At 48.6% G+C, this 14,150-nt stretch carries 13 protein-coding genes; 2 read left to right on the forward strand and 11 right to left on the reverse strand.

The window, feature by feature from the left end; genetic code table 11:
* Positions 1-1,033 precede the first annotated feature (1,033 nt).
* The 11 genes from M2133_RS03930 to M2133_RS03980 form a co-directional block, all read right to left on the reverse strand.
* A complete protein-coding gene (locus M2133_RS03930) occupies positions 1,034-2,776 on the reverse strand; it encodes a TonB-dependent receptor (RefSeq protein ID WP_277464660.1) in 1,743 nt (580 codons plus the stop codon).
* Positions 2,777-2,781: 5 nt separating this feature from the next.
* Positions 2,782-5,781, reverse strand: coding sequence for a tetratricopeptide repeat protein (locus M2133_RS03935; RefSeq protein ID WP_277464662.1), 3,000 nt, complete (start codon positions 5,779-5,781; stop codon positions 2,782-2,784).
* Positions 5,782-5,902: 121 nt separating this feature from the next.
* Positions 5,903-6,217, reverse strand: coding sequence for a type II toxin-antitoxin system RelE/ParE family toxin (locus tag M2133_RS03940; RefSeq protein WP_277464663.1), 315 nt, complete (start codon positions 6,215-6,217; stop codon positions 5,903-5,905).
* Complete coding sequence (locus tag M2133_RS03945; protein WP_277464664.1) at positions 6,214-6,462, reverse strand: hypothetical protein; 249 nt, start codon at positions 6,460-6,462, stop codon at positions 6,214-6,216. Before M2133_RS03945 ends, M2133_RS03940 begins: the two co-directional genes overlap by 4 nt.
* A gap of 38 nt (positions 6,463-6,500) precedes the next feature.
* Positions 6,501-7,019 (reverse strand): NUDIX domain-containing protein, encoded by a 519-nt coding sequence (locus M2133_RS03950; protein ID WP_277464665.1) that lies wholly within the window; start codon positions 7,017-7,019, stop codon positions 6,501-6,503.
* Positions 7,020-7,134: 115 nt separating this feature from the next.
* Positions 7,135-8,106, reverse strand: coding sequence for an ROK family protein (locus M2133_RS03955; RefSeq protein ID WP_277464666.1), 972 nt, complete (start codon positions 8,104-8,106; stop codon positions 7,135-7,137).
* Between the two features lie 92 nt (positions 8,107-8,198).
* The gene (locus M2133_RS03960) at positions 8,199-8,579 is read right to left on the reverse strand and encodes a VOC family protein (RefSeq protein WP_277464667.1); all 381 of its coding nucleotides are present in this window, start codon (positions 8,577-8,579) and stop codon (positions 8,199-8,201) included.
* A 5-nt stretch (positions 8,580-8,584) separates the two neighbouring features.
* Positions 8,585-9,307, reverse strand: coding sequence for an MBL fold metallo-hydrolase (locus M2133_RS03965; protein WP_277464668.1), 723 nt, complete (start codon positions 9,305-9,307; stop codon positions 8,585-8,587).
* A gap of 288 nt (positions 9,308-9,595) precedes the next feature.
* Positions 9,596-10,870 carry a hypothetical protein gene (locus tag M2133_RS03970; protein WP_277464669.1) on the reverse strand — a complete coding sequence of 425 codons (1,275 nt, stop codon included), beginning with the start codon at positions 10,868-10,870 and terminating at the stop codon, positions 9,596-9,598.
* Positions 10,871-10,907: 37 nt separating this feature from the next.
* On the reverse strand, positions 10,908-12,158 hold the full coding sequence (locus tag M2133_RS03975; protein WP_277464670.1) for an outer membrane beta-barrel protein: 1,251 nt from the start codon (positions 12,156-12,158) through the stop codon (positions 10,908-10,910).
* Positions 12,136-12,696: a sigma-70 family RNA polymerase sigma factor gene (locus M2133_RS03980; RefSeq protein WP_277464672.1), complete on the reverse strand. Its 561-nt coding sequence runs from the start codon at positions 12,694-12,696 to the stop codon at positions 12,136-12,138. The genes M2133_RS03975 and M2133_RS03980 overlap by 23 nt, the downstream gene beginning before the upstream one ends.
* Positions 12,697-12,814: 118 nt before the next feature.
* Between M2133_RS03980 and M2133_RS03985 the strand changes: the two genes are divergently transcribed.
* Complete coding sequence (locus tag M2133_RS03985; RefSeq protein ID WP_277464673.1) at positions 12,815-13,201, forward strand: co-chaperone GroES family protein; 387 nt, start codon at positions 12,815-12,817, stop codon at positions 13,199-13,201.
* Positions 13,202-13,296: 95 nt separating this feature from the next.
* Positions 13,297-14,106 (forward strand): sulfide/dihydroorotate dehydrogenase-like FAD/NAD-binding protein, encoded by an 810-nt coding sequence (locus M2133_RS03990; RefSeq protein ID WP_277464674.1) that lies wholly within the window; start codon positions 13,297-13,299, stop codon positions 14,104-14,106.
* Positions 14,107-14,150: the final 44 nt, after the last annotated feature.

Consider the following 14,150-nt stretch of genomic DNA (forward strand, 5'->3'; position numbering starts at 1 on the left):
AGTAAACTTGGTTTCTGCGCTCGCTACTTCAAATGTTCATTAAAATTAGTCATTTGGCGTGACTCGGCATAATCCAAGTAAACTTGGTTTCTGCGCTCGCTACCTCAAATGTTCATTAAAATTAGTCGTTTGGCGTGACTCGGCATAATCCATGCAAGCACGGATTCTGCACTCGCTACTTCAAACGTTCATTTTTTTACTACCATCATACAGCCGGGGCAGGCGACAATGTTAAACGAATCACTGCTGGGCTCTCCCGCAGGTATCGGAGAGTTACTTACAGGGTTTCTATTACCTTTTTTATTGTACAAAATGGCTATACGACTGATATACAGACGCAAAAGAAAATCCTGTATGATGTAAGTAAAAAAACGAAAAACGCTGTTCGGGGGTGTTTTTGGGGTTTTTGTTCTTTCGGATCTTCAATTTTTTTGAGAAGTGAAGGTTTACGATATCGGTATCTCGGCTCCTCTTCTTAGACAAGAAGAGGGGGACCACGGCTTGCCGTGGTGGAGCAGTTTGATCTTCTGACAAATCATAAATACCTATCTCATACAAAATTAGGATCAAACTACCCCACCATCGCCTACGGCTCTGGTCCACCCCCTCCTTTTCAAAGGAGGGGAGCCAAGATAGTCCACTTGCTATTATCCTGTACCTTCACATTCTCTTCGATGCGAATGGACTTCACGGATTTCTAAACCATTGAAAATGAAGGATTAATATTCTCTTCAGAAACTACCGGTAGTTTGCGTACCAACTACCGGTAGTTTGGCGACAAAGTATTAGTAGTTTGCGCGCAAAGTACCGGTAGTTTGAAAAAGGGGGGTCTGGCGGGGTTCATTAAAATTAGTCGTTTGGCGTGACTCGGCATAATCCATGCAAGCACGGATTCTGCACTCGCTACTTCAAACGTTCCAATCGTTTGAGAAGTGAAGATTTGCGACTGCTGCTATCTCGGCTCTCCTCTTTTGAATCGTAGATCGGCCTTAGCCAAAAGGAGGAGAGCCGGAGAGATGCCGCAATCTTGTTTTTAGAAATTCAAATTAATTCCTACCATCGCATTGAACTTCTGAGTGGGGATGCCATAGAACAATTCATATTCCTGGAACAATAGGTTGTTGAGTTTGACGTAGGCACCGAAGGTTTTATTCAATGCGTAGGTTGCCGTCAGGTTCAGTTCGTTGATGTCTTTCATCTTCTCGTCGCCCATCTGGAAAGAGATGTAACGCCCGCCGGCATAGTTGTAATCGAGGGCGAAAGCTAACTTCTCTATCGGACGAAGCGTAATGCCGGCATTCAGTTCAAACTCCGGATTGCCAAAGGCATACGCTTCGGGTGTCGGGCCACCGTCCCATGCGCCAGGATCAACATCCCAACTGTTGTAAACGCCCTTGAGCGTAAACTCCATCAGGTTCTGATAAGCATATTTCAAGGAAGCACCAAACAATAATCGCTTGGCTTCCAGGCCCCAGTTGCGCATCGTATGGCTGAAGTCCTCGGTCAAATCGTTGGAAGGCAGGAAGAAGATATAATCATCCGTGATCTCATAGCCGCCGAAGACATCAAACCAGAATCCGGGAGCCACGCCACTCTTCACACCCACGCGCGAGTTGAGCCAATTCCTGGATACCGGACCTGAGCCGTAGGGGTTGGCAAAGCGGTTGACCTGTGAAAGCTCAAAGAAGCTGTTGTTGCGCACTTGCCCACCGGCGTTCGCGTAGAAGACGGTCTTGTCCGCAATCTCCACGTTGGCCGCCACATTGGGCGAGAAGAATACTTTTTTGAAATTGCCGGTCGTAAACATCATATTCGCGCCGAGCTGCAGGTTCCAATTGCCGCCTTCCATCCGGTAGTAGGGCGAAAGGGTTCCGACGGCTTTGTTTTCGTATGTCACCATCGGCGAAGAGATCGCGAAATAATTGAGATCGGCGGCAATACCGAGGAGCTGCGAGGTGCCTACCGCTTTGTTTATATCGATCACACCATGAATGGTATGTTCCGTGATGCCATCGAGCTCTTTATGATAAGCGTATTTCTGTGAGAAATTAGTATAATCTACAGCTACTCTATAACCGATCGCAGAAGCTCCGGGATGCGAAGCGACGCCGGCGTTGATGCGGATGGCCTGGTCGACCTGGTTCGTCTCCCGGTCGATCTGAGGTAAGACTGATGAAGTCCAGTAACCATAAGGAAGCCCATAATAGTTGTACGCGCGGTAACCGTACGTCCCACCCAGGTGCATGGTTGCTCCTTCGAAAGCATGAGCAAACTGCAGGCCGCCCAGGTTGTTATTGTCTTTTGCTTTGATCTTATCTTCCAATCCTTCGGGAGCGTCGAGGTATTTGACTTTCCCGTTCGAGGAGCGGTGAGTGAAGAAGATATTCAAGCGGTCTTTATCCGTGTTCAGGATATGGTATCCGAAGTCGCCGTTCAGGTTCGTATACGTTCCGCCCGCCAGGTTCAGATAGCCCCGGCGTTTGTTGTATTCCATCTCGGTCAGGATATTTCCCGAAGGCAGTTGCCAGATCTCTTTCGTCGGGAAGGCCGGCAGCGTAATGCCCGCGTAGTCGATAGGGATCTTGCGGACTTCCGGTTCTTTGATCTCCGGCAGTGTATTCACTTTATTGGCATCTTGCACGGAAGGGTCGTACTCCCGCTCCAATGTCATTTCGCGATTCAGGTTTTTCGTCTCTTCCTGTTGCGCTTGTACTCCCAGGGAGGCAAATAGAAGGGTGACGACAGTAATTGCTTTTATATAATTGATCTTCTTCATCTGGCTTAGTTCTTTAATTTACTCAATCGATCTTCAATCATACCGGCAATATCATCGTTGCCTTTGTAGTTGTTCTGTAAGCTATTCAGGTAAACACGTGCCTGCACGTCATCACCCTGGCGGATATAGACATCAGCCCAAAGGATAAATCCTCGGGCGAGCCAGTATTGGTGAGGCGTACCGTTCTTGGCGAAGTCTTCCAGTACTTCGGTTGCTTTACTGTCTTCGTTCGTGTTGTAATACAATTGGGCAAGCAGGTATTTCGCCTCGGCTCCATGCACCGTACGGGTATCTTTGCTGATCTCTTTCAGGTCTTCCAACGCTTCTTTCTCTTGTCCGGCAGCGATATAAGCTTTGGCGCGGACATAGCGGGCTTCGGCAATCAGTTCGGGAGAGAGTTTGGAGTCTTTCAATAGCTCGTTGGCGGCAATCAACGCATCCTGTTGCTTGTCGGTGTATTGTGCGCAACGCATGATACCGAGTTTGGCCGCTTCTTTGTTTGCCGGGTTGTCGGCGATCAGTTGCAGTTGTTTGAAGGTTTCCAAAGCCGTGGCGTAATCCTGAGCGAGGTATTCGATCTCTGCCTTGCGAGCCAACGCCTCTTCGCGGAACTTCAGGTCGCCGCTATCCAATACGCGTACGTAATACTGCTTGGCATCGTTATAGTCTTTCTTGCCAAAAGCGATGCTGGCCAGATAGTAGTTGGCATTCGAATTGAACGCCCCTTCGGGGAAAGTCTGCAGATAGCGAACCAGGCTCTGTCGCGCCGCTTCGTTATCGCCACGCATAAAGAGCCGTTCGGCAGCCATATACGTCAGGGAATCCTGTTCGCTCACCTCGATGCGGATATTGCCGCCCAGGGAGTTGACGTAGTTGGTATAGGCATTGATATCATTCAGTTCGATATAAACCGATTTGAGGTCGACCAGGGCCACGCGGGCTTCTTCGCTTCCCGGGTAATTACTGATCACCTTCTTATAGGCATCGGCTGCTTTCTGCGGTTGGTCTTCATTGAAATAGATCAAGCCCAACTGCACGCCGGCTTTACGGGCCAGGCTGCTGTTCGGGAACTGGCGGACCAGGGTTTCAAAGGTCGAAGTCGCTTCCGTATTCTTTTCCAGGAGGACATAGGTACGTCCTTTCTCAAACAAGGCATCATCCACATATTGCGATTCGGGGAAGTCGCGCACCAGGCGATCCATCTCCCGGATCTTTCCCTGATAGTCTTTCTGCAAGCCCAAGACAAATCCTTTCTGGAAGATCGAATAATCGCCGGCGGAAGGCTGTACCTGAGCCGCCCGGTTGTAGTTCTCTTCCGCCTGGGCAAACTGACGGTTATAGAACAGGCAGTCGCCAATCCGGTTGTACGCATCAGCCAGCGTTGCCGCTTTCTGGTCTTTCTCCAGGTCGGCGTATTGACGGAATCGGCTTAATGCCTCATTGTAATTCTGTAGTTTGAAATAACCATAACCCAGGTTGTAATGGGCTAAAGCGTATGAGTCGGTATTCCGCTGGCGGGAATTGTTGAGGTACGTGCGGTAGTCGCTTATCGACTTTTGGAAATCCTCTTTTCGGTAGTACGACTCCCCGCGCCAGAAGTAGGCGTTGTTGCGTGCCTGCTGGTTGTAAGTCCCCAATTCGATCGCACGGGTGAAATACTGAATGGCTTCATCCATCTTCACATTGGTGAACGACTGCGTCCCCAGTTGGAAAAGAATATCCTGTTTCGCTTCCAATATCTTCGTGTTGGGCTGGCGGATCTTCTCGATCGAAGCCAGAGCCGCGTTGTAATTCTTTGTGGTCAGATAGACTTCCACCAGGTAATCGTTTACCTTATCGGCGTATTTGGAATTCGGGAAATCATTCAGGAAGTCTTCGAACAGGGTGACCGATTCGCCAAAACCGGTGAAGTTTGTCTCGTGAATCAATAAGGCATAGTTGTACAAGGCTACCTCGCGCACCTGCTCGTCGAACCGTGCCGTTGCCGCTGCCTCGAAAGCCATGCGTGCATTATTCTTATCGTTTTGTTTCAGGTAAGCCTGTCCCAGATAAAGGTAAGCGTTCTGTGTCAGTGAATCATTCTCGCGCACGACACGTCCGAGGCCGTTCACCGCGTTCTTGTAGTCCGCCTGATTGAAATAGCAAACCCCAAGGATATAGAGATCACCCCGAAGTGGCGAGTCTGTCTCTTTTACGTATTGGCTTAAATGATTAATCGCTTTGACTTCATCACCCCGATTGTAATACGAGTTACCCACAATGCGATGGATCTCCGCGTTGTTTTGGCTGTCGGAGTAGGAGCTCAAAAGCGCTTCTCCTTCGCTGATCACGCGTTCGTATTTGTTTTGGATGAAATAGATCTGTGTGATAAAGTAGAGCGATTGTTCCCGGTAGGCGGCAAACTCTTTCAGGCGGGAGAACTCCGTCAGTGCGTTGTCGTATTTCTCTGTCGCATAGTCGATATAAGCCACATAATAAGCCGCTGCTTCCCGATAGGAAGAACCGATCTGTTGGATGCGCTGGAAGTATCCTCTGGCACGCTCCATCTCTCCCTGTTGCAACAGGGAATAGGCCAGGCGGAAAGAACAAGTCTCTTGTTGTTCGGTACTTAACAGGTCGATATCAGCTTCCTGAAACCAGAAGATCGCTTTTTGATATTCTCCCCGTCCGAAATGTACCGATCCGATCCGATAACTGATCTCATCCGCATGACGGGAATCGGGATACGTATCCAGATACTCCTTTAATACGATATCCGCATTCTTCTGTCCTTGTTCGAAAACAGCACAGGCAATCAGATAATCTGCTTCCTGAATGCCGTCGGCATCGCGGGATTGCAGCTTATACGTATTCAGTTTGTCGATTGTCCCCGGATAGTTCTTTAACTCAAATAACGCTTTGCCTTCTAACAATAATCCGTCCGGCGATTCATGCTGATACGACCGTTGAGCGATCGTCAGTTGGCTGATCAATACCAGACATAACGGAATTAGTCTTTTTCTCATTCTTACTTAACTTTTATACGTACACAACACGCAACAATACCTCTAAGTTCAAAGGGCAAAGATATGTATTAAGAAACAAAGACAGGCGAAGTAAATTACAAAAAGAATTAAAACCCAGCGCTTAGTTAATATCTTCTTCCATTCGGGAAGGTGCTTGACGGCAGTCAAAGAAATCAAGTATGACGATGCATTCATTCTTTTCATCTACCACATAGAGTATTTTAAAGAATAATTCAACTAAGGAACGAACTTCATACCGGGTTCGGTAACGTTTATCTTCTTTTTTCCCCATATAAGGGTTTAAGGTAAGTAGTAAAATATCTTTATCAATTGCACGGGAAAGCTTATTGACTGCGTTTTCTCCGTATTCAGAAAAAGTATAGTCAAGGATATCGGTTAGTCGCTGTTCAGCAAATGTTGTTAAGCTATAGGTCATTGATAGCGTTTAAGTAATTTGGATACTTCTTCTGGCCCAACTGTTAAGCCTTTCTCCATTTGATCCAATGAGATGTTTAGTTCTTCGATTAATTCCTCATGGGTGCGCTGGAAAGGAGATAGCCTTCTGTTGTGATAGACAGAGGTTACATAATCATCTACCTCCTGGATAGCTTTATCATCGTCTATTTTGAGGAGAGTTTCTATGATTTTCAATTTACGATCATAAAAAGATATATTTTCCATAAGGCTTTTGTCTTTTATCATCCGATAAAGATAGTGATTTATTTCGAGATATAGCGTTTGACGGCTTCTTTAACAGAGGTGAGTCCGAAGTCTTCGGGGTCTATTTCTTCGGGACGAAGGATCAGGATTTCTTCCGCGTCATCGTCGGCGGCGGCTGTGTCGAAAGATTCTACTTCGCATTCATAGAACAGGTCCAGCGTGTGCACCTTAAAGCCGGAATACGGATAGATATTGGGGATGGAGAAGAGATAACGGCATTCTTTTACGTCTAAATGGGTTTCTTCTTTCACTTCCCTGCGGGCGGAGTCTTCCCCCGTTTCGTGCATATCGACAAACCCACCCGGCAGATCCAGTGTGTTCTCGGCCGGTGGCGTTCCCCGGCGTACGACCAGCAATTCTCCTTTTGCGTTCTTTATAAAACAGGCTACGGCTGCCGAAGGATTGAAGTAATAGACGAAACCGCAACTGGCACAGCGTTTGGCCTTTTCGTTGGTCTCGATAAACGTTTTCTGCCCGCAGATCGGACAGTAATTGAATAAGTCTAAAGGATGGGGCATGGTGAATAGTTGAAAGTTGAATTGCAAATCGCTTAGCGAAGCGTAAAGCAAAGTTGAAAGTTGAAAGTGAAAACTAATTTCACCTTTAGCTTTCAACTTTCAACTTTCAACTGAATTAGTCAATGTCTTTCGATTCCCATCCCAAGGCGCTGGCGCCCAATACGGCGGCATCGCTTTCTTTGAGTTGGGAGAAGATCAGTTTCGTTTTGCCGGCGAACACTTTGAGCATGTTCTGTTCCATCGCTTCCCGGATCGGATTCATGATCAGGTCGCCTGCTTTGGTCAGACCGCCGAAAAGAATAATCGCTTCCGGGCTTGAGAAGGCCACAAAGTCGGCAAAGGCTTCGCCCAGCATGTGTCCGGTGAATTCGAATATTTCCAGTGCTACCTTGTCACCTTTCATGGCTGCGTCGTAGACGTCTTTGGAGGTGATCTCATCCGGATCGACATCGCGAAGGATGCTCTCGTCGCTGCGGAGTTCCAGGATTTCACGGGCTGTACGGGCTACGCCGGTTGCCGAAGTGTACGCTTCCAGGCAACCTTCACGGCCGCAGCCACATTTCCGTCCGTTCTTCCGGCGGATAATCGTGTGACCCAATTCGCCGGCAAAGCCATCATGTCCGTAGACGAGGTTACCCCCGACAACGATACCGCTACCTACGCCGGTGCCCAGTGTGATCACGATAAAGTCTTTCATCCCGCGTGCCGCGCCATAGGTCATTTCCCCGATAGCGGCGGCATTGGCGTCGTTAGTCAATGTAACCGGAATACCTCTGACGGCTTCACTGATCAGCTGGGCCAAAGGAATCTGGCCTTTCCAGGGCAAGTTCGGCGCAAATTCGATGCAACCGCTGAAGTAGTTTCCGTTCGGAGCGCCTACACCGATACCTTTGATCTTGTCGTATCCGCCGGCCTGATCGATCACGATATCCAAGCCTTTAGCCAGTTCTGTTATATAATCTTTAATATCAGCATGTTTGCTGGTCTTGATCGACCCGCTGTACAAGATCGTTCCTCTTGCATCAACAACTCCAAATACCGTATTGGTGCCACCAATATCTATACCTATTACATAAGGTTTCTCCATGATTTTATTTTTATTGGATTAATAATGTCCTTTTATTGGGTTGTAAATATAGGGAAATAGTTGATACCCGAAAGTCTATCTCCTGAAGTTTTTCATTTATTTAAGGGCAAGACTTCAATCCAATAGTCATCCGGATCGTTGATGAAGTAAAGTCCCATGGAATGATTTTCAAAGCAGACCCATCCTTTTTCTTTATGGTAGGCGCGGATCTGGTCGTAGTCGCCATCCACCCGGAAACACAGGTGGCTTTCGTTATCGCCCAATTCGTACGCTTCCTGCCGGTCGCGTAGCCAGGTCAGCTCCAACAGAAAGCCGGTCTGCCGGTCGCCCATATAAACCAGGATAAAAGAACCGTCTTCCGCCTCTTTGCGGTGGTGTTCTTTCAGTCCTAAAGCCTCTTCGTAGAAGGCTATACTCTTGTTGAGATCAACGACATTGATGTTGAAATGATCAAATCTTGCTTTTATTTCCATACGATTCATATATTTATAGATTGTGCTTTTTCGGTCAGTTCCATCACGGCTACCCCTTTGGATTGAGCATAGATATAGAACGGCTTGAGCTTATCGTAATTCTCCCCGAAGTGCATCGGAGCGAACAAATCGACCGGTATGCGGTCGATCAACTGCTCCGCTCCCCGGGCAAAGTCGGTACCCAGGCGGGGATCGACAGGGAAGAGGGCGACATCCAGGTGATCGGTCGTGTCGGCCAATAATTCCAGTTCTTTCAGGTAATCTCGCTCGGCAACGGCGATTTCCTCCGGATTCGATTCGTCTTTCCAGTGCCAGTTATTGAGGTCGCCGGCATGAAAGATCGTTTTCCCTTCCGCCCGGATCAGGAAAGAGATGCCGATATCGGTCGATCCCAATGCTTTGACGGACAGGTATTCATCGGTATACTCCTCCCCTTTCATCAGGTAAACCGCATCCTCTTCTCCGGCCTTCCTTGCCCGCAGGATATCCCGCGAAAAGAGATATTGCATATCTTCTTTCTCTTCCCGCCATTGCAGTATCTCTTTGTTGAAATGATCGGGATGGGCATGGGACGATAAGACATAAAGCCTGCCCGGCTTGCCAAGCAAGGTCTGATGCACATATCCTTCCCGGGGCGCGACTCCGGTATCCTTATAATAATCGATCAGGATCGCGAAACCTTCGGCTTCGATCAGGAATCCGCTATGAAAAATATAGATCAGTCTCATGGTGCAAATATATTTATTATTTATTTGAAACCCGCACAGCCCTTTTTGCAAGCCTACAGATGAAAGGTTAAAAAAGTGGACTGTTTGAGTGCCCAAAAGGCCGGCAGGGTTTTCCAAAAGGCCGCCGGCCTTTTGGAAAACTCCGCCGGCCTTTTGGAAAACCCTGCCGGCCTTTTTTGCCTTCACCCGAAAGGCTGATTAATACAGGGATCTCGATGAAGGGTGAAAGGTGAAGACCGGGGTAAAAACTTTTATGTGGTAAGTTTCAGGTTTGGTCATGGCTGAGGCTTATTTGCCGATCTTCAGGTGGCTGAGCTTGGAGATCCGGGAGAGATCGGTATAGTCGTATTGGTAGAGACCGTCGTCGGCGATCATCATCAATACATTATTATAGGGGATACAGTCGTAGCCTTCCATGCCGGAGTAGTGCACCAGCCGGTTGGCCATCAGTTGCTGCGGGTCGCCTACTTTGAACACCTGCAGTCCGTCGTCGCAGACAAAGAGCGTGCCGTTGTCGATGCCCAGGCCTTTGGGTTTTTTCATCGAATAGGTGACCAGGTGATTGGGCGAATAGACATCGCTGACGTCGATAATCAACAGTTGATTGACGTTCTGCCCGCACCAGTTGTCGGAATGGATGGTCACATACGCCAGATCGTTTTCGACCACCACCGGGTCGCAGCCGAAGATATGCCATACGGTGGAGATATAACCCGGCTCTTCGGGATTGGCCACCGAGTAGATCGCCATGCCCGTCGGCGTGCCCAGAAAGAGATAGTCTTTATACGGGAAGATGGTCTCCACATCCTGATTTACATAAAAGCTTTCCCTGACTTTGACCGGCTCGTCGCCTGCCAGATTGAAGATGGTCATCTGACTGTTCATCACCACATACAAATAACTGTCGTACAGTCCGAAACGCGACATCGAACCGACCACACCCGTCGACATGCCACCCGAGGAGTTCGACAAGAAATCGCCTGACTGGCTGGCTTCGGGCATCATCATGTCTTCCCCGTTATAACGCTCCACCCATTCGACCCGCTTCTTCGGTTTCCAACCTACAACGACCTGGTTTTCCGCAAAGGCGGTATGACAGGCATTATAGTTGCACCCGTAATCATTCTCAGTAGGCGGCAGGGCAAACGGGAAGACCCCTTCCAGACGGTTGATCAATTGGGGCTTGGCCGGATTAGTCAGATCGAACCACACCAGGTCGATATACGAGTCGGCATACAAACGATCGTTTCTAATGCTTACGTCGGCATTGCCCATCAATTCGATAAAACCGACGGATTGGGGATTGGCCGGATTGCGGTTGTCGATAATATGAATGCCCACTTCCGGCTCGGAGATATACAGGTAGCCGTTATAGAGACACAACTTCCCCCTTTCTTCTATCGTACGGGGCGTGGTGTTGACCTTTACGGAGTTTCGGAACTCAGTGACCGACAGGGTGACCGGCTCATTGATGGTGTATTCAACTTTTTCTACTCTACTCTCGAAACAACCAGAGAGAAAAAGAGCCGTAAAGGCGAGGAACAAGGGTATAATTCGTTTCATAATAACTGAATTTAATGTTTACATGAGATGATTTGAACTAAAAATGATACCGGATTCCGCCGTTGACACCAAATCCGAAAGGATGTTCGGTCCGGATACTTGGCGGTTGATCCGCATCAAAATAATAATAGATCTTGGGCTCGGCATAGAGGCTCCAATGGTCGAAGAGGCGGTAGGCGATACCGACAGCTCCGTGCAGCGAGAACTGAACACCCGGGATCGAGCTCTTCTCTGCATTCGAAACAAATACACCGGCATCGAATTCTCTTACCGTCAGGACGGACTTCAACCCTTTTTCCAGCATAACCCCACCGGAGAGATACATATTCCACCGCGGTTTATTCACCAGGTAAGCCACCGCGTTCAGGGGAATCCCCAGATAGTGGAGCTGTAATCTGTCGTTTTTGCTGATCCTGCTTTTCTTCAGGTCCGAAGCGAGATACGTATAGATCAATCCGCTTTCAACGGCAAAGACCGGATTGATCTCTTTCCGAACGCTTATTCCCACCGACAGTGGGATGGCGTGGGAGATATCCACATACTGCTTCTCCGCCAGGTGTTCATTGCCTATTTCTTCCGATGGAACGGAAGGAAGATTATAACCGGGGTCATTATGCGACGGTTCAAGAACGGCATAGTCGTTTGAAGAAAGAGAGAAAAAAGAAGGATCCCCGCCACCGGTACCCAGCGCCACGGCCAACAGCCACTTCCCGCTCTTTTTCTTTTGCGGCAGATCGGCGAAGCGGGAAGGCTCGGATGGCGTGAACGATTCGCGCTTGGGGCTTTGGGATTGTTCCCTGCTTTCGGCGGGCTGCTTCCTGCTTTCGGCGGGTTGTTCGTTTTCTTCCTGCTGTTCGTTTTCTTCCTGTGCACGAATGGTTTCCATAACTCTCTCTTCAACTTCTTCGACCGGCGCCTTTGCCTCCGGAACGGGGGGGCGCTCCGGAGTCGCAGGCGGAGTCTGGAGAGCCAGTGTTTCCACAACGGGTTTCGTTGTTTCGGGCACGGGTTTCTCTTCTTCCGGTCGGGGAAGGATTTCCTGTTCGGCCAGTTGCCGCTGTACATCCTCCGCATCGAATGGGTAAGACAGCCAGAAAACAGCCAACAGGATAGCCGCAGCAATGCCTGAAGCGATCCATCCCAGATGGGAACGCTTCCTCCGTTGCAACTGCCCGGCGATCTTATCCCAGCTTCCCGGATCGACCGGGGTCGGATGATTCTCCAACCGCCCCTTGAGGTAGCTGCTGAAGTGATCCAAAGATTCTTTATGTGCTGTTTCGTCTGACATCCTCTTTCTCCATTAAGGAAAGTACACTTTTCTGTAACGCATTGCGGGCCCGTATGAACTGGGTACGCGACGTTATTTCGCTAATCTTGAGTATCCCGGCTATCTCTTTATGCGAATAGCCTTCGATGGCATATAGATTAAATATGGTCCGGTATCCGTTGGGTAATCTTCCCACACATTCCATCAGCTCATCGGTCGTAAGCCGCTCCAGGGCGGACTCATCCCAATAGGCCGGCTCGATGCCGGAGGCTTCCATATCTACACTAAGTTTCAGAGCGTTCGTCGTGCGGAGATATTCGAGTGCCGTCGTCACAAACACCCGGCGTATCCACCCGCCGAACGCTCCCGCACCGCTATAGGAATCGATTTTAGTAAACACTTTGATAAATCCATCCTGCAATAAATCACGTGCGGTCTCCCTGTTATTCACGTACCGTAAACAGACGCTCATCATGAGAGGAGCATAAGTCTCGTAAATCTCTTTACAAGCCCACGACTCGCCCCGTTTACATGCGGCAATTAACAGTTGTTCCTTCATATACGTACTTATGCTCTCTGATTTCTATGATGAAAAGCGCTTTCAGGAAGTTGCATTCGAAAGTAAAATTACACAAAAATGATTACATTTGCCCCGAAAGACTTAAGAACAAGCGATTATGCAATTATCTATTGACCAGAAAGACATCGAGAAGTTCCTGATGATCGGGGACAAAGTACTGATTAAACCAAAGAATCCGCAAAGCCAAACCAAATCAGGACTGTATCTGCCCCCTTCCGTGCAGGAAGGCGAGAAGATACAAGCCGGATATATCATAAAGACAGGTCCGGGTTATCCCTTGCCATCCCAGGTGGAAGAAGACGAGGTGTGGAAAAAGAAAAAAGACGAACAAGTGCATTATCTTCCTTTGCAGGCTCGCGAAGGGGATCTGGCGGTGTATTTGCCCAGCGCCTCTTTCGAGATCCAGTTCAACGAAGAAAAGTACCTGATCGTCCCCCATTCGGCCATACTGATGCTTGTTCGCGATGAGGGATTGTTCGATTAACGCGTCTTTATATGACAAAATGACTAATAATATCTTTAAATAATGTATTTTTGCGCCGAAAATACAGGTAAACAATCACACAATAATTTTACTAGATGAACAAAATTGTAAGTAAAGAGCAATTCTCCGCCAACGTAGTCAAACTCGAAGTGGAAGCGCCCCTGATCGCGCGTTCCCGTAAGGCAGGACATTTCGTGATCGTCAAGGTGGGAGAGAGAGGAGAACGTATTCCTCTTACGATCGCAGATGCCGATGTGGCAAAAGGTACGATCACATTGGTGATCCAGGCGGTCGGCAATTCTTCCAAAAAGATTTGTGCCTTGAATGTAGGAGATGAGATTACCGATCTGGTCGGTCCGTTGGGACAGGCCACGCACATTGAGAAAGTCGGTACGGTAGTTTGCGCCGGAGGGGGAGTAGGAGTTGCCCCGTTGATGCCGATCGTCAAAGCGTTTCATGAAGCGGGAAACCGGGTCATTGTCGTCTTGGCGGCTCGCACCAAAGACCTGATCATTCTGGAAGAGCAGATGAAAGCGAATTCGGATGAGGTAATCATTATGACCGATGACGGTTCGTATGGCAATAAAGGGCTGGTGACGAACGGTGTCGAGAGCGTAATCAACCGGGAGAAAGTGGATCTCTGTGTCACGATCGGCCCGGCTATCATGATGAAGTTCGTAGCCGCACTGACAAAGAAGTATGAGATCCCGACCGTTTCTTCCCTGAACACGATCATGGTGGATGGTACCGGTATGTGTGGCGCCTGCCGGGTGACGGTGGGTGGCAAGACGAAGTTTGTCTGTGTCGATGGGCCCGAGTTCAATGCGCACGAAGTGGACTTCGATGAGATGATCATGCGACTGGGCGCTTACAAGGAACAAGAACAGTTGAAAGTTGAAAGTTGAAAGTGATCGTGAAACAGGAAATACATTGATTAAACGATAAAGAA

Origin of the sequence: Parabacteroides sp. PF5-6 (assembly GCF_029504695.1) — a bacterium.
In the GTDB taxonomy this organism is placed as follows: Bacteria; Bacteroidota; Bacteroidia; order Bacteroidales; family Tannerellaceae; genus QVMG01.

Excerpts from the sequence above, each read along its gene's own strand:
- M2133_RS03985 (WP_277464673.1), top strand. The coding sequence starts at position 12,815 with ATGCAATTATCTATTGACCAGAAAGACATCGAGAAGTTCCTGATGATC.
- M2133_RS03965 (WP_277464668.1), bottom strand. The coding sequence starts at position 9,307 with ATGAGACTGATCTATATTTTTCATAGCGGATTCCTGATCGAAGCCGAA.
- M2133_RS03990 (WP_277464674.1), top strand. The coding sequence starts at position 13,297 with ATGAACAAAATTGTAAGTAAAGAGCAATTCTCCGCCAACGTAGTCAAA.
- M2133_RS03960 (WP_277464667.1), bottom strand. The coding sequence starts at position 8,579 with ATGGAAATAAAAGCAAGATTTGATCATTTCAACATCAATGTCGTTGAT.
- M2133_RS03950 (WP_277464665.1), bottom strand. The coding sequence starts at position 7,019 with ATGCCCCATCCTTTAGACTTATTCAATTACTGTCCGATCTGCGGGCAG.
- M2133_RS03935 (WP_277464662.1), bottom strand. The coding sequence starts at position 5,781 with ATGAGAAAAAGACTAATTCCGTTATGTCTGGTATTGATCAGCCAACTG.
- M2133_RS03945 (WP_277464664.1), bottom strand. The coding sequence starts at position 6,462 with ATGGAAAATATATCTTTTTATGATCGTAAATTGAAAATCATAGAAACT.
- M2133_RS03940 (WP_277464663.1), bottom strand. The coding sequence starts at position 6,217 with ATGACCTATAGCTTAACAACATTTGCTGAACAGCGACTAACCGATATC.
- M2133_RS03975 (WP_277464670.1), bottom strand. The coding sequence starts at position 12,158 with ATGTCAGACGAAACAGCACATAAAGAATCTTTGGATCACTTCAGCAGC.
- M2133_RS03930 (WP_277464660.1), bottom strand. The coding sequence starts at position 2,776 with ATGAAGAAGATCAATTATATAAAAGCAATTACTGTCGTCACCCTTCTA.
- M2133_RS03980 (WP_277464672.1), bottom strand. The coding sequence starts at position 12,696 with ATGAAGGAACAACTGTTAATTGCCGCATGTAAACGGGGCGAGTCGTGG.
- M2133_RS03970 (WP_277464669.1), bottom strand. The coding sequence starts at position 10,870 with ATGAAACGAATTATACCCTTGTTCCTCGCCTTTACGGCTCTTTTTCTC.
- M2133_RS03955 (WP_277464666.1), bottom strand. The coding sequence starts at position 8,106 with ATGGAGAAACCTTATGTAATAGGTATAGATATTGGTGGCACCAATACG.